Source organism: Shewanella sp. Pdp11 (assembly GCF_002838165.1).
In the GTDB taxonomy this organism is placed as follows: domain Bacteria; phylum Pseudomonadota; class Gammaproteobacteria; order Enterobacterales; family Shewanellaceae; genus Shewanella; species Shewanella hafniensis.
The window spans coordinates 4,795,539-4,814,981 of the sequence record NZ_CP015194.1 but is presented as its reverse complement, the minus strand read 5'-3'; the positions used below and the strand labels follow the sequence as shown (position 1 = coordinate 4,814,981).

At 46.3% G+C, this 19,443-nt stretch carries 18 protein-coding genes; 10 read left to right on the top strand and 8 right to left on the bottom strand.

Annotated elements, in window-relative coordinates:
• The first annotated feature begins 199 nt into the window (after positions 1-199).
• Positions 200-1,015, top strand: a complete 816-nt coding sequence (locus tag AYJ58_RS21160) for a substrate-binding periplasmic protein (RefSeq protein WP_232790838.1) — start codon at positions 200-202, stop codon at positions 1,013-1,015.
• 61 nt (positions 1,016-1,076) lie between these two features.
• On the opposite strand, the gene AYJ58_RS21155 is transcribed toward AYJ58_RS21160, so the two are convergent.
• Both AYJ58_RS21155 and AYJ58_RS21150 read right to left on the bottom strand, forming a co-directional pair.
• Positions 1,077-1,322 carry a DUF3297 family protein gene (locus AYJ58_RS21155; protein ID WP_006080205.1) on the bottom strand — a complete coding sequence of 82 codons (246 nt, stop codon included), beginning with the start codon at positions 1,320-1,322 and terminating at the stop codon, positions 1,077-1,079.
• Positions 1,323-1,445: 123 nt separating this feature from the next.
• Entirely contained in the window at positions 1,446-2,072 is a 627-nt protein-coding gene (locus tag AYJ58_RS21150) for a short chain dehydrogenase (RefSeq protein ID WP_106651617.1), read from the bottom strand.
• A gap of 99 nt (positions 2,073-2,171) precedes the next feature.
• Between AYJ58_RS21150 and AYJ58_RS21145 the strand changes: the two genes are divergently transcribed.
• Together AYJ58_RS21145 and AYJ58_RS21140 are read left to right on the top strand one after the other, a co-directional pair.
• A complete protein-coding gene (locus AYJ58_RS21145; protein WP_106651616.1) occupies positions 2,172-3,059 on the top strand; it encodes a LysR family transcriptional regulator in 888 nt (295 codons plus the stop codon).
• A gap of 162 nt (positions 3,060-3,221) precedes the next feature.
• Positions 3,222-3,623, top strand: a complete 402-nt coding sequence (locus tag AYJ58_RS21140; RefSeq protein WP_106651615.1) for a ribosome recycling factor family protein — start codon at positions 3,222-3,224, stop codon at positions 3,621-3,623.
• A gap of 31 nt (positions 3,624-3,654) precedes the next feature.
• On the opposite strand, the gene AYJ58_RS21135 is transcribed toward AYJ58_RS21140, so the two are convergent.
• Complete coding sequence (locus tag AYJ58_RS21135; protein WP_028759324.1) at positions 3,655-3,834, bottom strand: DUF6435 family protein; 180 nt, start codon at positions 3,832-3,834, stop codon at positions 3,655-3,657.
• Positions 3,835-4,041: 207 nt separating this feature from the next.
• Positions 4,042-5,706, bottom strand: a complete 1,665-nt coding sequence (locus AYJ58_RS21130) for a methyl-accepting chemotaxis protein (protein WP_106651896.1) — start codon at positions 5,704-5,706, stop codon at positions 4,042-4,044.
• A 320-nt stretch (positions 5,707-6,026) separates the two neighbouring features.
• On the opposite strand from AYJ58_RS21130, the gene AYJ58_RS21125 reads away from it, so the two are divergent.
• A complete protein-coding gene (locus AYJ58_RS21125; RefSeq protein WP_106651614.1) occupies positions 6,027-6,257 on the top strand; it encodes a hypothetical protein in 231 nt (76 codons plus the stop codon).
• A gap of 258 nt (positions 6,258-6,515) precedes the next feature.
• Positions 6,516-8,705, top strand: coding sequence for an OsmC domain/YcaO domain-containing protein (locus tag AYJ58_RS21120; protein ID WP_106651613.1), 2,190 nt, complete (start codon positions 6,516-6,518; stop codon positions 8,703-8,705).
• A 160-nt stretch (positions 8,706-8,865) separates the two neighbouring features.
• Here AYJ58_RS21120 and AYJ58_RS21115 read toward each other — a convergent pair whose 3' ends face one another.
• Complete coding sequence (locus tag AYJ58_RS21115) at positions 8,866-9,774, bottom strand: GGDEF domain-containing protein (RefSeq protein ID WP_106651612.1); 909 nt, start codon at positions 9,772-9,774, stop codon at positions 8,866-8,868.
• 373 nt (positions 9,775-10,147) lie between these two features.
• On the opposite strand from AYJ58_RS21115, the gene AYJ58_RS21110 reads away from it, so the two are divergent.
• Together AYJ58_RS21110 and lgt are read left to right on the top strand one after the other, a co-directional pair.
• Positions 10,148-10,618 carry a cupin domain-containing protein gene (locus AYJ58_RS21110; protein WP_106651611.1) on the top strand — a complete coding sequence of 157 codons (471 nt, stop codon included), beginning with the start codon at positions 10,148-10,150 and terminating at the stop codon, positions 10,616-10,618.
• A 225-nt stretch (positions 10,619-10,843) separates the two neighbouring features.
• On the top strand, positions 10,844-11,623 hold the full coding sequence (gene lgt / locus AYJ58_RS21105; protein WP_106651610.1) for a prolipoprotein diacylglyceryl transferase: 780 nt from the start codon (positions 10,844-10,846) through the stop codon (positions 11,621-11,623).
• An 82-nt stretch (positions 11,624-11,705) separates the two neighbouring features.
• On the opposite strand, the gene AYJ58_RS21100 is transcribed toward lgt, so the two are convergent.
• Complete coding sequence (locus AYJ58_RS21100) at positions 11,706-12,623, bottom strand: alpha/beta hydrolase (protein ID WP_106651609.1); 918 nt, start codon at positions 12,621-12,623, stop codon at positions 11,706-11,708.
• Positions 12,624-13,045: 422 nt separating this feature from the next.
• On the opposite strand from AYJ58_RS21100, the gene AYJ58_RS21095 reads away from it, so the two are divergent.
• Positions 13,046-14,407 (top strand): MATE family efflux transporter, encoded by a 1,362-nt coding sequence (locus AYJ58_RS21095; protein ID WP_106651608.1) that lies wholly within the window; start codon positions 13,046-13,048, stop codon positions 14,405-14,407.
• A 59-nt stretch (positions 14,408-14,466) separates the two neighbouring features.
• Here the strand turns inward: AYJ58_RS21095 and AYJ58_RS21090 are convergent, their stop codons facing one another.
• Entirely contained in the window at positions 14,467-14,892 is a 426-nt protein-coding gene (locus tag AYJ58_RS21090) for a CBS domain-containing protein (protein WP_106651607.1), read from the bottom strand.
• Between the two features lie 255 nt (positions 14,893-15,147).
• On the opposite strand from AYJ58_RS21090, the gene AYJ58_RS21085 reads away from it, so the two are divergent.
• Positions 15,148-16,914 carry an alkaline phosphatase D family protein gene (locus AYJ58_RS21085; protein ID WP_106651606.1) on the top strand — a complete coding sequence of 589 codons (1,767 nt, stop codon included), beginning with the start codon at positions 15,148-15,150 and terminating at the stop codon, positions 16,912-16,914.
• 285 nt (positions 16,915-17,199) lie between these two features.
• Complete coding sequence (locus tag AYJ58_RS21080; protein WP_028759331.1) at positions 17,200-17,766, top strand: phosphoribosyltransferase; 567 nt, start codon at positions 17,200-17,202, stop codon at positions 17,764-17,766.
• A gap of 88 nt (positions 17,767-17,854) precedes the next feature.
• Here the strand turns inward: AYJ58_RS21080 and AYJ58_RS21075 are convergent, their stop codons facing one another.
• Entirely contained in the window at positions 17,855-19,132 is a 1,278-nt protein-coding gene (locus tag AYJ58_RS21075) for a glycerophosphodiester phosphodiesterase family protein (RefSeq protein WP_106651605.1), read from the bottom strand.
• Positions 19,133-19,443 lie beyond the last annotated feature (311 nt).

Sequence of the window (19,443 nt, the reverse complement as noted above, 5' to 3'; positions counted from 1 at the left end):
TCGATGATTGAGTTCGAGTTTGCCCTGCATTTTCCTTAAGTGGTCACACTTTTTACTTAGTGGTCACACTTTAACCCGCTCTGTGCAGTTTAATCAATGATATTTATCACAATTACAGGCAGGTCCTATGTTTTATGCACTTTAGTTTTCGATTTTTTGAGTTATGCTAAATGCAACATATAAATTTGCGGGTATCTCTATGTATTTTAAAAGTATCCTTGTTTCGTTGCCTTCTGTTTACGCAATTTTGTGTGTGCTTGGTTGTGGTTTTTTCGCGGGCATCATTGTCGCCGCTGAGCTGCAATCTGCTACTTTTTCTAACGTGTTGCGTGCCGATTTTCGGCATCGTCCTCCTGAGATGGTGCTTGATGAGCGAACTAATACTATGACGAGTCCGTTAAAGGATATTCTTGAGGAAGCGGCGGCTAAGGTCGGTTATCGCGTCGAATGGAGCGCGCGTCCTTTTGCTCGCAGCATTCATGAGTTGCGGGTAGGCACGGTCGACATTGTGCCGCGCACGATACGAGACGAAGAGCGAGAGGCATTTGTACGGTTTCTTGGTCCTATCGGCACTCAGACTCGCGATATTTTGTTTCTCGTAAAAGCTGGCGAGGAAGGACGGATTAAGTCCTATGAGGATTTGTATCAACTTACTGTAGGGGTTAAACGGGGCACAGTTTATTTTGAGCGTTTTAATACGGATCCCGCGCTACGTAAAATTGAGTCTACCGATGATGAAAACATGGCTCGCATGTTTATCATGGGGCGTTTCGACACTATGGTGGTGCTCGATCGTGCCGCCATTGAGAATGCCTTCAAGCAGCTCGGTTACGATCGTTTTAGCTATGCCGATTACCGTCAGTCGAATCGGATCGAACATTATTTTGGTATGTCCCGTAACTCTCCCCATGCCGCCATTTTCGATGAACTTAATCGGGCGCTGCTTGATATGGCTGCATCGGGCCGTGTAAAACAGATTTACCAGGCCTATGGTTTAGCCGCAGAAGTAGAATAGGCAAACAAAAACGGCCAATATTAATTGGCCGTTGTTTTGATCCTGCTCTTTGCGCTAAAGCTTAACGATAAAAGGCTTCAACTGTGCCTTTTACTGTGAGCAAAAGAGGTTGGCCGCGACGGTCTAAGGATTTGCTTGGTACTTTTACCCAACCTTCACTGATGCAATATTCTTCGACATCAAAACGCTCTTTGCCGTTGAGCTTAATACCGATATCGTGCTCGAAAATTTCTGCCACATGGTGTGGGCTGCGTGGGTTAACGGAAAGGCGATCCGGTAAAGCAGGTAATGATGTTGTGTCGGTCATGGTCGTGATCTGTCATTGTCTATAGTGAAAAAGCGTGCGCTATTGTAGGCAATCCCAGCGCAACGCTCAAGACTTTAACTGTGACTGATTACGCGCCTTGCGTTACAAGGTTCGGTTGTCCTGTTAGGGCAAGACTGCGCCACAGCTGGAAAAGGCTTTCAGCACTCGGCCGTTTTCTCTACCCATGACTGAGCGCAAATAAACCTTGGCTAATGTGTCGGCATTGATTGCACTAAAACCGGGGAAATAGTCCTGATAGCTCGCTAACGACTCGCTTAATACCGTTGGGCTGACAATGTTTATTCGCTGCTGTGCAGGTAATTCTCCCGCGACGGCGGTAACAAAATGCTCAAGTGCGCCATTGATTGTGGCGGCACTGATGCCATCTTTTACTGGGACATCGGCAATAATGCCACTGGTCAGTGTAAAACTGCCCCCAGCGTTGAGGTATTGGCTACCTATTTGCACTAACTGTATTTGCCCCAATAACTTACTTTGGAGCCCTGTATACCAGTCTGCTTGAGTCATAGCGTTAAAGGGTTTAAACACGACATCACCCATGGCCGAAATCATTGCATCGACTTTACCGATTTTTTCTAGCCCTTGATGGAGTGAATGTTCATCCCGAATGTCTATAAGGACATCCCCCGTTGTTCGCCCTACCTGAATCACTTCATGCTGAGTTGAATGAAATAAGCGGACTATGGCTTGTCCGATTGTGCCTGATGCACCCACTACGACTATTTTCATGACATGCTCCTAAATTGAATACGAATTGAGGATAGTCTGGTTAATTAAATAGAAAAAGCACATATAATCACCACATTGTTTCGTTAATAGGCTTAATTGATGAATCTCACTCATCTGCAGTCATTTATGCTGGTTGCCAAAATGCACAGTTTTAGCGCTGCGTCTGAACAACTCGGCGCATCTAAAGGCTTAGTGTCGCGCCATGTTAAATCCCTTGAAGATGAAATGGGTTGTCAATTACTCCACCGAACCACTCGGCGAGTATCAATGACCGAAGCAGGGCAAGCGTTATATGGTAAAGCCTGCGAAATCGAGAGGCTGGCCAATGAAGCTGGGCGTTTAGTGCAGGATTTAACGCAGGACTCCTGCGGCACTTTAAAATTCACGGCCCCAACGGAACTGGGCAAAAAATTGCTGAGTCCTATGCTGCTCCAGTTTATTGCTGCGTATCCTCAAGTGAAACTCGAACTGTGTTTTGAGCAGAATATTCAAGATGTTGAGTTCGGCAAGTTTGATCTCGCCTTAAGAACAAGCATTGCGCACAGCGATAATCTTATCGCCAGATATCTTGGCAGAATTCGCCATGTCTTAGTGGTTGCGCCCACACATCCCGCCGCCGCAGAGGTGCGTCACCCTGATGATTTACGCCATTATCGTCTATTGTCTTCGGGTGAAACTCAGTGGGTGTTTGAACCGCTCGCTGGGGACAGTCTCATGCTCACTTTTGAGCCTGCACTGTGTAGTTCAAACTATGCCACTACACATTTGCTTACTTTGAGTGGTACAGGTATCGCTAGCCTGCCTTATTATTTGGTAGAGGAGGATATCGCTCAGCATAAACTCACTTTGCTCGTTCCCCAATGGCAATGCTATCCACATGAGTTGTATATGGTTTATGCCAAGCAGAGCCATTACCCAAAGAAGCTGCGTGATTTACAACATAAGCTACAAACTTGGTGCGAAACTCACTCAAAATATGTGGGTTAATGAGTAAAAGCATCAAATCTTATCCGGCAGAGGGCGGAGCTTTTAGAATAAAGTGAGGCAGAGTACACTGCCGCGCATTGAATTTTGTATTTGAATCTAAAGTCGAGCAGGCTTTTCCCTTTATCTATGCAGGTATAATAGAGCGGCGATGAACCAAGCGTAATGAACGACGACATTAGTATCTCGCTGCCCTCGCTGATTCATCGAATTGGGCGGGAGGCGGTTAAACAAGCTCAAGCGATTGCAACCCAATATGATTGCGAGCTTAAGCGTGTGCGGCGTTCAAGGAATTGGTGCATTGTTGGCGCGGCGATCAAGATCCAATCCTGCACCGCTCGTTTACAAGCCGAGCAGCTACTGATGTCCGATGGATCATTTCGTTATCTTATTCAAAAGCTTGAGTCAGCTTTACTGCAGCATGCAGACAAACTTGAACCATTAGACGCTAAGCTGATTCGGCTTATCACAGACAACCCTGCGATTACCTTAGGTGAGTTGATGCAATTGACTCAATGCACAGTCACAGAGGCCAGATTGGCACGTTTTCAAGCTGACTCTTGGTAGTTTGTCTGCTGAGTGTTTTTGCTTTGAAGGTTTATTTATGGCTTGTTGTTTCTAACACTTTTATTTGATTTTCGATTTGCTCGGCTTCAGCGGTCAGCATTGAGTAGGATCTAATATCGCCTTTTCTCTGGGCATGCATAGCTTGTTCAAGCTTGGCGTTATATTGCTGAGTTAATTTTTTTAAGGGATTTTTCTTAAATATTGAGAACATGGCCATTTCTATTGAATTGGGTATTTGGGACTTATATACGTAGGCAATGGGATTTAAGTTTTACTTTTTGAAATTAAAAATCCCACAATCTCACAATCCTTCAATTCCACTGCCATCGGCCTCAGCAAGGCTGAGACCTTATCTTACATTTGCAGCAAATCAATGGGTTGCTATGTCTTATTTAGCTTGCAACCTATTGAAAATATTTTAAATTTTAAACTGACCGACGAGCTTACCTAAGTTAATTCCTTCCTGCGACACGGTTTGGCTGACCCTGGCAGCATCTTCGCTGGAATGGAGTAACTCATTCACAATCTCTTGGATGGCGAACACATTACGGTTGATTTCTTCGGTCACAGAGCTTTGCTCGGTCGCCGCTGTCGCAATTTGGGTGCTCATGTCGTTAATGGCCGTGACCGCCGATGTCACTGAGCCTAGGCTTTCTGAGATTGCGCGAGAAGAGTCTACCGAGCGTACGCAGCTTTGCTGACTTTCTTCCATCGTTTTCACCGCTAGCGCCACAAGCTTGTGCAGTTCAGACAGCATCTCATTGATTTCTAGCGTGCTTGATTGCGTTCGGCTCGCTAAGTTACGCACTTCATCGGCCACCACGGCAAAGCCTCGGCCTTGTTCTCCGGCGCGGGCCGCTTCGATGGCGGCATTTAATGCCAATAGGTTAGTTTGCTCAGCAATACCGCCAATCACTGACAGCACATTGTTGATTTTTTTAGATTGTTCGCTCAAGGATTGAATGCTGCCCGCCGCATTATTGATTTGCGCCATGAGTGCCGAAATTTCTTCTAAAGACGCATCGACGCAGCGCTGAGCATTGGCTACATCGCCAGTGGCAGCGTGAGTCGCTTCTGCCACTTGCGTGGTATTTTGCGCCACTTCGCTGGCGGTAGCTGACATTTCAGTAATAGCAGTAACTACTTGATCGGTTTCATTGTTATGGCTGATTAGTTGGCTCGACATCACTTTGGTTTGATCGTGAATCGCGTTGGCTGCGGTTTTGACTTTAGCGGTCGCGTTTGCCACATCGCCTATGATGGTTTGCAGTTTATCGACAAACAGGTTGAAAGAGCGGCCTAATTGCGCGATTTCATCCTCACCCGTCACTGTAAGGCGTTTAGTTAAATCGCCTTCGCCTTTGGCGATATCGTTTAAGTTATCGGCCATATTCTTAATCGGCGTCACCATGCGATGAGCTGTCAAAAGGATTACTGCGGCAGTAATTGCCGCCAGTATCAGGGCAATTAATAACACCCCAAGGGATTTACTCATCATTTGTTCATAGGCGGTTGCACGATAATCCTCAACGACAGCGTCGATATCATCGATATAAGCGCCCGTGCCTAGCATCCAGTCAGTGCCAGGGATCATCATTGAGTAACCGATTTTTTCAATTTGCTCATTGGTATTCGGTTTTTGGAAATAGAAGGAGAAGTTACCGTCGCCCCTTTTAGCAGCATCGAGTAAACCAACAATGATTTTTGTGCCGCGGGGATCTGTCATATCAATTTTATTTTGCCCTTCGAGGTTGGGCATGACGGCATGGAACAGGTTTTTGCCTTGGGAGTCGTAAATAAAGAAGTAACCAGAACTGCCAAAACGGATATCACGGAGCGCTTGGTTCACATTGCCATTTTCTTTTAAAGACAACTGATATTGCACTATGCCGGCCGCAATTTCGGTGGCTTCTTTTATTTGGGTTTTACGTTCACCGATAAGCTTAGTTCTAAAGGTCGTGACTTCATCTGCAAGGGCGCTTTGTTCGACATAGTAAGAAACTGTCATGAGAATGCACAGGGTCAGGATTAACGGGAATAGTGATAACAGCAGTAATTTATTACGTAAACTGAAATTAGACATGCTTGACGACTCCATGATGAACATCCTTTTTATTGCAGGGCAGTATAGCTAATTTCCCATATTCTTAAGTGCTTAAGTTAACAAAAATATAATGTAAATGACAAAAAGCACGCTTTTTTCTTATGCCTCATGGGTTGGGTGCACCTTAAATTGGGCTACTTTCGTTGATCTTAATCAAGGCTCTCTGGGGGAAATGCGTCCACTATATTAGTTAAACTTGATGCAAATGGTGGCTAGAATTTTGCAAACCTTGAGCGGATATCTGATTTGCAGCGGACCAGTAGCATAGCGACATAGCGGCAAAGGGTAAGGGCGGAACAGTGACGAATGAAAAGCTGATTTTAACGCTGAAAATTTGCATTAGTGTGGGTATTTGTCTTATTGCGCTGGGTATTTATCTGCATAACTTTAATGAAACCGTTGAGGCGATGGGCGTGCAAGGGATTATTATCAGCGCTATGTGTGTCGCCTTTGGCATGGTCTTGTCATTACCCACTAAGATGTATTTAACCTTTCTGTTAGTTAAGCGAGAGACTGAAAAACATCCATAATTTTTCTCGCACAGAGTGTCACTCTGCGACCGATTGGCTTACTTGGCCTTCCTGTTATTTAGTTTAAGCCCCAACTCAAACCCGCTACTCAACCCACTAAGCTCAGTCGCAAATGCCCTGATTGTGGTTTTTAACATAATTAACCCAAGACTAATGGGCCAAAAACACCGATAATTCACCCTTAATGACTCATTACCAATGACGCGACTTGGACGATGGGCTGCTACAGACTCGCATATTTAGTGGAAATCATATTCAATGGAAATCAAAGTTAATTTTCTCGACAATCTTAGACTTGAAGCCAAGTTTGATGATTTTACCGTGACCGCCGATCAACCGATCCGCTACAAAGGTGATGGTTCTGCTCCTAGTCCGTTTGATTATTTCTTAGCGTCGTCAGCCCTGTGTGCGGCCTATTTCGTGAAGGTATATTGCAAAGCCCGTGATATTCCAACGGATAACATTAGACTGTCGCAGAACAATATTGTCGATCCAGAAGATCGCTACAACCAGATTTTCCAAATTCAAGTTGAGTTACCAGAAGATATTTCCGATAAAGATCGCGAAGGTATTTTGCGCTCAATTGACCGTTGTACCGTTAAAAAAGTGGTGCAAACGGGTCCAGAATTTAAGATTGAAACCGTTGAGAACTTAGACGCAGACGCCAATGCTATGCTGATGGGCCAGCCTAATGGCGCATCGAGCACCTTTATTCTGGGCAAAGATCTGCCGCTGGAGCAGACCATTGCCAATATGACGGGCATGCTCGCCGAGCTTGGGATGAAGATTGAGATCTCATCATGGCGTAACATAGTGCCGAACGTGTGGTCGCTGCATATTCGTGACGCGGCATCGCCCATGTGTTTTACCAATGGTAAAGGCGCGACCAAAGAAAGCGCACTGTGCTCGGCACTCGGCGAGTTTATTGAGAGGTTAAATAACAACTTTTTCTATAATGATCAATTCTTTGGTACCGAAATTGCTAATAGCGAATTTGTGCATTATCCCAATGAAAAGTGGTTTGCATTAGAAGAAGACGATACGCTGCCAGCGGGAATTCTGGATGACTATTGTTTAGAGATTTATAACCCAGACGATGAGCTGTGCGGTTCGCACTTGATTGATACCAACTCAGGTAATGTTAAGCGCGGTATCTGTGCGATTCCTTACACCCGTAAATCTGACGGTGAAACGGTTTATTTCCCATCGAACCTGATTGAAAACTTGTTCTTAAGCAATGGCATGAGTGCGGGTAATAATCTGCAAGAAGCCCATGTGCAGTGCTTGTCAGAGATTTTCGAGCGTGCGGTGAAACGTCAAATCATTGAGCTAGAAATTGTATTGCCAGATGTGCCTATGTCTGTACTCGAAAAGTACCCAAGCATCCTCGCGGGCATTAAGGGTTTAGAAGAGCAGGGCTTCCCGGTTGTGGTCAAAGATGCCTCACTCGGCGGCCAGTTCCCTGTGATGTGCGTGACCCTGATGAACCCGAAAACCGGCGGCGTGTTTGCCTCATTTGGTGCGCACCCAAGCTTTGAAGTGGCACTAGAGCGCAGCTTAACTGAGCTGTTGCAAGGCCGTAGCTTCGAAGGCTTAAACGACGTGCCAAAACCAACCTTTAACAGCATGGCGGTCAGCGAGCCTGAAAACTTTGTTGAGCATTTTATTGATTCAACAGGAGTGATTTCATGGCGCTTCTTTAGCAGTAAATTTGATTATGAATTCTGCGAATGGGATTTTTCTGGCACCAGCGAAGAAGAAGCCGATGGCCTGTTTGGCATCTTAGAAGCGTTAGGTAAAGAGGTGTATATCGCCGAGTTTACCGATTTAGGCGCATCGGCGTGTCGTATTTTAGTTCCTGATTATTCGGAGATTTATCCAGTTGATGACTTGATTTGGGATAATACCAACAAGGCGCTGGCGTACCGTGAAGATATTCTAAATCTGCATTCGTTAAGCACTAAGCAATTGGCTAATTTGGTCAATCGTTTAGAAGAAAGCCAACTCGATAACTACACGGATATTCGCACCTTAATCGGCATTGTATTTGATGAAAATACCGTTTGGGGTCAGCTCACGATTATCGAGCTTAAGATCCTGATTTATTTGGCACTCGGTGCGCACGAAGACGCGATTGAGCTAGTCGGTGAGTTCCTGCAGTTTAACGACAATACCGTTAAACGCGGCCTGTTTTATCAAGCCATGAATGCTGTGCTGGAAGTGACCTTAGATGAAGAGTTAGAACTTGATGATTTTATCCATAACTTCACCCGTATGTTTGGTGAGGAAGTGATGGAGCAAGTGGTTGGCAGTGTTACAGGAAAAATACGTTTTAGCGGTTTAACTAAGACCAGCATGCAGCTCGAAGGTATTGAGCCGCATTTAAGATTGATTGAAAGCTATAAAAAACTGCATCAAGCCCGTAAAGCTGCGAAAGACGCGAATTAATTCTGTTATTTAGCATTAGCTTAATGTGTTTAAAAGCGAACCTTAGGGTTCGCTTTTTTGTTGGCTGCCTTTTGATGCGTGCTGCTTATGAGCACTTGTGGCTATCACTTATTAAGGGCGCTTGTTATTGCTATGTGTGGTTTGAAATGTTCAACCCAGCTCAGGCGGTATTTGAGATAACTCGATTTTTACCGTTACGTTTAGCTTGATACAAGGCGGCATCGGCCCGCTTAAGCGTGTCTTCATAGGAAGTATCCAATGCTTCTATACTGGCAACCCCGATACTTACTGTGGCAAATAAGTCTTTAACCGCATATTTTTGCAGTTCAGTGTAAAAGCAATCGCAGAGGTATTCTGCAAATTCAACCGCTTGCGAATGCTCGACACCGGGCAGGGCAATCACAAATTCATCACCACCAAAACGATACGCACTGTCAGTTTTTCTAAATTGAGTGCGACAGGTTTCGGCAACTGCGATGATAATTTGATCGCCAGCATAGTGACCTAGCTGATCATTGATGGACTTTAAGTGGTCTAAATCGAGGATCAAGATTGAGGTGGGCGTACGGTGGCGCTGAAAAGTGTCGAATTGAACGATTAAGTCACGTTCTAAGCGGCGGCGATTATATAACCCTGTGAGCTGATCGGTATCGCTGAGCTGACGCAGTTGTAGTTCAAGCTCATGCCGCTTTGAAATATTACTGGCGACCCAGAGCACCACAGGTTCATCATTGACGAGAAAATCTAACGCCTGAATTCGCCCCTCAAACCAAATGGGTTTATCTGGGCCCGCATCGGGCAAGCCTTTGACATCTTTATTGCTAAGTTCATATTCCTCAATCAGTAATGTTCGGCTAGCCAAGGCTTGCTCAATAATGCCTAAGAAGTAATTTGTTTTATTGGGGTTTAATACATCGGTAAGGTACAAGCCGACTAAGCCACTGCCATCGTGGTAATAACGCCCATCTTTACCACCAAATACTGCCACGTACCGACCACTTTTTGACAATATTAAGGCAGGGTCTGGCAGTGCATCTAGGACTAACGCCATCTGTTCAATATTGATCATCAATTAACATCCCTGTGGAAAGTCATTCAACCCGAGTTTAGGTCTGCAAGTCTTCATTATGAGCCGCTCTCTGGAACTTTAGCTAATGGATACTGCTAACTCTTTATAATCTAGCCGCTTTGGGTTTGAACAACAAATCATTACGGCACGGCGTACAATTTATTTGTCGTCATGATTTTGCCAAGTCACTCACGCGATTGATACCACAAAGCCATTACTCGTACTTTGCCTATCATAATGACTCTTAAGTGACGTTTTGCTTTGGCGTGTGTGCTCATGTTCAAAAAGCTCAATTATGGCGCTTAGTGGGCAGATGATTTTCGAGTAGACTTAGAAGCTCAATTGCGGTTTTAATTTTATCCAGGGATTTATCATGCACACTGCCGATGATTTTATTGAACATTTAGCGCTAGAACAGCATGTTGAGGGTGGCTATTACCGCTCATCCTATCGTTCTGAAACGCCGTTTGATCAGACTCGGGCATTATGGAGCAGTATCTATTTTTTACTGCGCACGGGGGAGGTTTCCCACTTTCACCGACTAACCGCCGATGAAATGTGGTACTTCCATGCAGGACAATCGCTCACCATTTATATGATTGACCCTGATGGCGTGTTAACCACGGCGCAATTAGGGCTTAATTTAGCGGCGGGTGAGCGACCACAGTTTTTAGTCCCTAAGGGCTGTATCTTTGGTTCAGCCATGAATCAACCCGGTTTTTCGCTCGTGGGCTGCATGGTGTCCCCCGGTTTTACCTTCGATGATTTCGAGCTATTTAGCCAAAAAACGTTACTAGCCCACTATCCACAGCACAGCGAAATCATCAAACGTCTGAGCCGCTAGTGGTGAAAAAAAGCGCGTCCATTAGTGCGTGAATTAACCCATTAATGAGTGAGAGTTCGATTCGGTCGAAATTGCATCATTCTGCTAATTCGGCGCTACTCAGTGTCGTTAAATTTGGTTCAATAGTAAGATATCCCCGCGACAAGGCTTGTCTATTGGCGTTTAACCACGTAAAACAGGCTTTTTGGCGTACCTCTATGTACCAAGTGTTAGGAGTAATTGAATTTGGAACACTTAGTGTGGGAGCTCGATCCTGTATTAATCTCGTTTATGGGACTAAAAATACATTGGTATGGAGTTTTGTTTGCTGTTGCCATCACTGCCGGTTTTCAGGTGATGAAGCGGATTTATATCAAGGAAAATCTCGATGTCGAGTCCCTTGATAATCTGCTGATTTATTGTGTGGTTGGCATCATAGTGGGCGCGCGTTTGGCCCATTGTATTTTTTATGATCCGGCTTATTACTTTGCCCATCCGCTGAAGATTTTGGCGATTTGGGAAGGTGGGCTCGCCAGCCACGGTGGAGGTTTAGGGGCGATTCTGGCGCTGTATTATTACCAACGCAAAGTGAAGCTGCCCTTCCTGTTTTTGTTGGATAGACTCGCGATCGCCACCGCCATTTTTGGCTTTTTTGTGCGTATGGCGAACTTTGCCAACTCAGAGATTTTAGGCGATCCAACGACTCAACCTTGGGGCATTATATTTGCCCGTGTTGATATGTTGCCAAGGCATCCGGCGCAGCTTTATGAGGCTTTTGCCTATTTGGCTATCTTTGTCGTGCTTTATGCTCTGTATCAATTTACGCAGATTAAACAACGGCATGGCGCGATTTTTGGCCTGTTTCTGGTGTCGGTGTTTAGTGCGCGAATTGCGATTGAATCGATTAAAGTCAGCCAAGCGGCTTACTCTGAATCTGTGCTAAGTGCGGGGCAACTGCTCAGCTTACCGTTTTTAGCCGTAGGTATAGTCTTGTTGTTTTTGGCGTATCGAAAAAAAGCCGTTTAAGTCAGAATATCAAATGGTTAAAAAGGCTTTCTATCTAGATAGAAAGCCTTTTTTATGTAGGAATTCACTATCAAAGATGGCGTTAAGCACTCTTCACTATATTGCTCACTTGCACCATAGCATCCCGAGCGGAACGGCTCACTCCCGAGAGTTGAAAGAAGCCATGGATCACCCCAAGATAGCGGCGGCAGTGGGCATTGACGCCAGCCTCTAATAGATGCCTAAATAGCTGTTCTCCTTCATCGACGAGCGGATCAAATTCAGCTGTGATGATATGGGTTTCGGGCAGTCCTGCTAGGTCAGTGCTTCGCAGCGGGCTGGCTTCGGCATCGGTTCTGGGGTGCCAATCTAGATACAGATCAAATCCAGTGAGCAAGGTGTCGCGGGTAATAATATATTTCTCGCCATTGTCGCTATAGCTTTGGCTTTTAGCGGTGGCATCGAGCATTGGATAGATAAGTACTTGTTTTTGTGGCAACCATTGCCCTTTGGCTTTTAAACGTAGGCAAGTGACTAGGGCTAAATGGCCGCCGGCGCTGTCGCCCATCAGGGTGATATTGGTGTTATCGCCACCCCATTGTTGGCAATGCTCATAAATGACCTCGGCGGCATGGCAGGCATCGTCGTGGGCGGCGGGATAAACATGTTCTGGGGCGAGGCGATAGCGAACGGCAATCACCAGTGCGCCAGCATCATTGGCGAGTTTACGCAGTTGTTGATTGTGGGTTTCAACGCCGCCACTGACAAAACAGCCGCCATGGTAGTAAATGACAACGGGTAAATCGTTTACTGCCGAAGGTTTGAACAGGGTCAATTCTGCGCCATCGATAGAAACTGCGCGCATCTCGAACACCTCTTCCGCTTCGCCTGCGAGTACCGTGCTTGCGATATAACCTTGCCTACGTTGCTCAATGGTCTGCTCTCGCACCGATGGACAACCCGCCGCGATAAACTCACTAACCAATTGTTTAATTCCCTCTTCTAAATAGAGTTGGCTCATTTAATACTCCCTCAATGTTCAGTGCGCTCGGCTGTTCTGCAATGGGCAGAGTTTATCGGCAGCTTAACGGAATTGGTAGCCAAGATTAATGCTCAGCTATGAGCTTTGTTATGGGCTTATCATGATGGCGGAAATTAACTTTGGCATTAACTCAGTAATGAATACGGTTGCAGCCTGCATCTTTTTCACGATCACAGATTGAGTTGTAGTGTGCCATGTAAGAAAATTACCAACTAAATTGACTGACAGGCTTTATGCGCTTAGATTTCCGCCTGATTGTGTGTTAGTTAGCACTAGGTTGTCTATTTATGAAAGTTGCTTTCAGTATCTTGGCTAAAATATAGGTTGCCAAGATACCGTTTGAGCGACACATTGAGCCAGCGCTCACATCGTTATCCGTACTCTATTTGCAGGAATTCTTCGTGGCTAAAGCACCCAAAACATTGCAACAACGCATGAGCATAGTCGCCCTCACTTGGCCGATTTTTGTCGAGACCTTGCTGCAATCACTGCTTGGGATTAGCGACATTTTTATGCTCAGCCATTATTCCGATAACGCGGTAGCGGCAGTGGGACTCACGACTCAGCTGATGTTCTTCATGATGGTCATGTCCATGATGGTGAGCACAGGTGCGAGCATCTTGATTAGCCAGAACAATGGCGCAGGCCAATCGCAACAGGCGGTCGATATCGGGGTGGCAAGTGTCGCATTGAGCTTAGGACTCGCCTTGATCTTGGGCGCATCTATGTTCTTTGGTGCTAAGGGGATTATCGGCCTGTTTGCGCTTGAACACGATGTGGCAGGCTTTGGATATGACTACTTAGTGATTTGCGGCAGCTTAAGCATTGGCTTGGTCATGAACATCGCTTTTGCCGCGATTTTAAGAAGTTACGGCTTTACCCGCTCGGCCATGTTAGTTACCTCAAGCACAGGCTTGATGAACGTCATCGGTAATTATATTGCCCTGTATTCTCCCTTTGGCTTGCCTGTTTATGGGGTAACAGGGGTGGCAATTTCCACCGTCACCAGCCAGATCATCGGCGCTGTGATCATGCTGATGGTGATCCGCTATAAAAAGATCCCGTTGCCACTGCAACGACTTAAGCTTTTACCGCGCAGCACTTATTGGAGCGTGATGCGTATCGGCTTGCTCAATGCTGGCGAGATGCTGTCTTACAATGTAGCTCAGATGACCATTATCTATTTTATCAGTCAGATGGGCACTTTATCGCTCACGGCCTACACCTATGGCTTGAATATTAGCCGTTTTATCTATTGTTTTGCGGTAGCACTCGGGCAAGCGACGCAAATTCAGACCGGATACTATGTAGGTAAACAATGGTTCGATGAAATCACCACTCGGGTGCAGCGTTACTGTTTGGTGGGCTTTGTGGCTTCACTGACCATAGTATTAGTCTTCTACTGGCAGCGATTCGTTATTGTCGGCTGGTTGAGTGAAAACGAAGAAGTCATCCAACTAACAGCGTTATTGCTTGCGGGTTCCATAGCCCTTGAAACAGGGCGAGTGTTTAATCTGGTGATTATCTCGGCGCTCAAGGGCGCGGGTGATGTGGCGTTCCCTGTGCGGGTTGGCCTCTTTAGCATGTGGGGCATTGGCGTGCTATTGGCATGGTTCTTTGGCTTGCATTTAGGTTACGGCGTGCTTGCAGCATGGCTTGCCGTTGCGGCAGATGAATGGATCCGCGGCCTGATTATGGTGTATCGCTGGCGCTCGTGCCGCTGGCAGCGTTTTACTCGAATACCGCCTGCGACTGCAGTGTAGTTTTGGTGAGATGAATGGGAAGCGCAGCAAATATTGGCCGCGCTTTTTGCTCGATAAGCTTAACTTTGCTGTTGCAGCAGGGTACGACACAGCTTGATAAAGTCGGATGAAGTGACGATACCGAGTACCTTTTTATCAACATCGACAACGGGCAAGCAGCCGAGTTTGTTTTCGATAAAATATTCCACCACCACAGTTAAGGGCTCGTCGGCGGTAAGATGCTGAAAGTCTTGGTCCATCACGGTTGTGATCGGCGTGTATCGCTCCTTACGATCGAGCGCGCCTTGGCCGTATTTATTCAACATAGTCATCACGCTGGCGATCATCTTTTTATGGGTGAGTACGCCAACGAGGGTGCCATCCATTTCAGATATCACAGGTAAGTGGCGTACGCCACGGGTTTGCATCAAATGGTGGGCATCTTTCAAGCTGGCGCCATCGCTGATGCAGATGACTTGATCACTCATAATATCGCTGACTTTCATTGTTAAATTCCTTTTCTTGCCATTCTTAGGCGTGCATTTAACACGCTGCGTTAGCCTGCACCGATGTTAGCAGCTTCCTTGTTCGCTGCGCTAGCCCTGCTTAAATAAAGTACGTCATTCAGTATAAGTATTTGAATTGATAGAAATCATAAAAGGCTGACAAAGATGTCACAAATGTGTAACAGTGATGTCTCACAATCGGGGTCTCATTAGACCTCATACCAGTGAAGCCTTTTCTAACAAGGAATAATAATAATGAATCGTACCGTAACTCGTCGTGACTTTTTGGCTATGTCGGCCAAAGGTGTTGGCGTTGCTGTGATCTCTTACGGCTTGATGGGCTGTAGTGATAGTAATAATGATAATTCTGTACCTGCACAATTTTTACATGGAATTGCCAGTGGCGATCCGGCGATTGACGCTGTGATCCTTTGGACCCGTGTCACGCCTGAGTCTGAGGGCGATGTAAAAGTGAGCTGGCAAGTGGCAAGCGATGCGGCCTTTAGTCAATTAGTGACCACAGGTGAGACTGTCACTAATGCGAGCCGTGACTACACGGTTAAGATTGATGCCCGCGGCTTACGTGCAGGTCAAACCTACTTTTACCGCTTTATGACGGGTGATAAAACCTCTGTCGTGGGTAAAACCCGCACTCTGCCTGAGGGTGACGTAAGCTCAGTCAAATTAGCCGTGATGTCCTGTGCGAACTTTCCTGCCGGATACTTTAACGTCTATGAGTTAGCGGCGGCGCAGGATGATTTAGATGCTGTGGTGCATTTAGGCGATTACATCTATGAATATGCCCGTGGCGGTTATGCCAGTGAGCATGCTGCAGAGCTTGGCCGTGAAGTCTTACCGGCCACCGAGCTGCTGACATTGGGTGATTACCGCACCCGTTATGGTCAGTACCATACCGATGCGAGCCTGCAAAAGTTACACGCGAAAGTGCCTTTTATCACAGTGTGGGATGACCACGAAGTGGCCAACGATACTTGGCGTGATGGCGCTGAGAATCATAATGAAGGCGAAGGCGATTTTGCCGTCCGCAAAGAGGCGGCACTGCAAGCTTATTTCGAATGGTTGCCTATTCGCCCATGGCGCGAAGGGAACCATGAAGAGATTTACCGCAGCTTCAGTTACGGTAATCTTGTCGACCTGCACATGCTCGATACCCGCGTATTGGCCCGTGATAAGCAGCTCGATTATGCCGATTATATGGATCCCACAACGGGTTCGTTTGCGGGCGAGCGTTTCCTTGCCGATGTGACTTCGACTACTCGCACTATGCTGGGTCTGACGCAATTATTATGGCTGCAGGGCACTTTGCTGCAAGCAACGGGCAAGTGGCAGGTGTTAGGGCAACAGATTTTGATGGGCAAGATGTCATTGCCGGCGGCGATTGCGACGCAGCAGATGAGCATTCCTCAGTATGCTATGTTAGGCGCGTTAGCTAAGTTAGCGGCGCGTGCGGCGGCAAATGACCCGACGCTGACCGCCCAAGAGCTGCAATATCTTCAAGCCAATCAAGCCTTACTCACGCCAGAAGTCATCGCACTGCTGCAATTACCTGCCATTCCATACAACTTAGATGCTTGGGACGGTTACGCCTACGAGCGTGAAGTGATTTTAGGTACGGCTAAATCGAAAAACCTCAATCTAGTCGTGATCGCGGGTGATACCCATAATGCCTGGGCAAACGAGCTTAAAGACGTGAATGGCGATACCGTTGGGGTGGAGTTTGCGACCAGCTCAGTGTCTTCACCAGGTCTTGAGTACTATTTGAATCTGCCCGCTGAGCAGATCCCTGCAACTGAGGCGGCGATCGTCGAGTTAGTGCCAGATCTTAAGTACGCTAACTTAAGAGATCGCGGCTTTATGACGCTTACTTTCACCGCTGATGAGGTGCGCAGCGACTGGCATTATGTGGATACTATTCTGTCGAAGGATTTCCAAGCGGCAACGGCACGTGGTTATAGTGCCAAGGCAAAAGTGGGCGAGCATGTGATTATCCCTATCGTTTAACGCAGGTATTTATTTGCTGTTTTTAGGCCACCTTAGGGTGGCCTTTTTGTTGCTTTTTACCTAAAAAGGCAAAATAAATGTCTGTTGTCACGCAAGTTCTTACTATTACTGCAGCACAGCGCATTTTTTTGGTATAAAATTCGCTCCCAAAATTCGGCGGCTGCCTACACTTGCTAAGGCCAAGCTGTTTTAGTGTTTTGGGAACCTTTACCCGCCGAACAGACCTTACAGGGGTCATAAGCTTTAACGACCTAAGAATAAAATCAATGTGATGGGGACTGTGTCATGTCAGAAAAGTATTTTGTTACCGCGCAGCAATTGCTGGAAGATTCATTTTTATTAGCTTCGCAAGTGTATGAGAGTGGCTTTCGTCCGCAGTTTATCGTGGGTATTTGGCGTGGCGGCGCTCCAATCGGGATCGCGGTACAGGAATTTTTCGACTTTAAACAAGTTGAAACCGATCACATTGCCGTGCGTACTTCTTCCTATTATGGGATTGGCACCGACAAACAAAGCAAAGAAATCAAAGTTCATGGCCTGCATTACATCGTTGAAAATGCGAACGCGAGCGATGGTTTATTGATTGTGGATGACGTGTTTGACTCTGGCCGTAGTATCCATGCATTAAAAGAAAAACTCAGCCAACTGATGCGCCTGAATATGCCAACCGATATCCGTATCGCTTGCCCTTACTACAAGCCAAAAAATACCGCAGTGCCTTTAAAGCCTGACTATTACATCCATGCCTCTGAAGACTGGTTAGTGTTCCCGCATGAAGTCACAGGTTTAACGCCGGAAGAAATTGCCGAAGGTAAGGGCGATTTAAAGAATATCCAGCACCTGTTTAAATAGCTCGCGGCGAGATTTAGACTATTTTCGCAATAAAAAAATGCGTTAACGAGCAATCGTTAACGCATTTTTTGTTTTCTATATCTATGACTTATAAATCCATACAGTTAGCATAGTAAGTCACAGTGGCGGGCCAGTCGGAGAACACCCCAATCACACCGACATCTTTAGCTAATACATTGAGTAATTCAAAGGTATCGCCTTCGTTATCTATGGCTTGGGTAATGCTTTGATAATAAAAGCCGCCACCATTCTTTAATAAACCAGAACGTTCCAGCGACCAAGTGATGATTTTAAGCCCCGCGTCTTTGGCGGCCTTAGCGTATTCCGAAGGGATGATTTTCTTATCCGCATCTAAGGCGACTAAAACCCAGAGTGGCGGCGCAATAATTTCGACGCCTTGGGTCTTCAAATCTGCCATTGATGGTGACCAAGTGGCTGAATTTTGTGGATCGAAGGCGCTGTTGTAATCGTATCTGTCATCGAGAAAAACGGCTTGTTTCGCAAACTCAGGTGCGTTGGCGACCCAATATTTGATGTCATCTAAGATAAATGATTGCGGGAATACTTGCGAAGCATCGACGCCGGCTGCCGTGTATTCATCCAACATTTTTTGCGCGTAATCCTGCTGGGTAAAACCATCGAAAGGCATAGATACGCTGGCGGCTTTGAGCTCTGGCGTCATTTTCACGCCGGCTTTTTTAAACATTTCAATACTTTCAGCGTGGGTCATCAAGGTGCCATTGCCAGCGTAGAGATCGGTGCGCCAGCTTGGGGGGCCATTGATGAATTCGGCCGCAGTGGTCGCTTTGGGATTGCTGCCTTCCATCTTACCTTTGAGGGTCTTAAATTCGGCGAGGGTGATATCGCTAGTGCAACAGGTCGCCGATGCGCTGACGCCATTGGCGGCATCAGCAGGAGTGAATGGGGTCGAACATTTATTAGCCAGTTCAGGCACGGCTAAAATGTTGGTCGTGCTGGCAAGATCGCACTGTGAGTGGCGGCAAACTAAGGCTTTATCAGCGGTAAAAGTGACATCACACTCGACGATCCCCGCGCCCGAATCGATAGCCGCTTGGTAGGATTCCTTTGTATGCTCAGGAAATTGCATCGCAGCGCCACGGTGACCGATGGAAAACTCGCTGCGATAAAAATTGTCAGTGGTGCATTGCTCTAAGCGGGTTTTAAGTGCGCTGTCTTGCATTTGACGCACGAGGAATAAAGGTCTTTCTCCCACTTGAGCTGGAACAGGTTTGCTAGCGGGTGGCGTGACTTCTGTGTTGTTATCGTCACTATTGCAACCAGCTAATAAAGCGCTGGTGGCAATTAACAGGCCGAGTGAGAGCGACGAAATAGGGCGTAGTTTCATCAGATTTACCTATGAGTAATGATGTAAATTATTAATATTAATAAGAAACTCTAAAGTGTTAATGTGACTGAAAAAGCCTATTTTTATGACATAAACAAGAATATATACCGTTTGCAAGACGATTAGCTTAGGCTCGCTCGCTTGCGATAAACGGCCATAGACAGGGGATGGGCGGGATTTATGCCCTGTGTTGTTTTAGACTTGAGAATTGACTCCACTGGACGAGTCGATGAAACTGGCATGAATATTTTCATCTGGGCGATCTTTCTGGGCCGAAATCAAGTACACTGCGCTCCTTTTGTTTTATGATG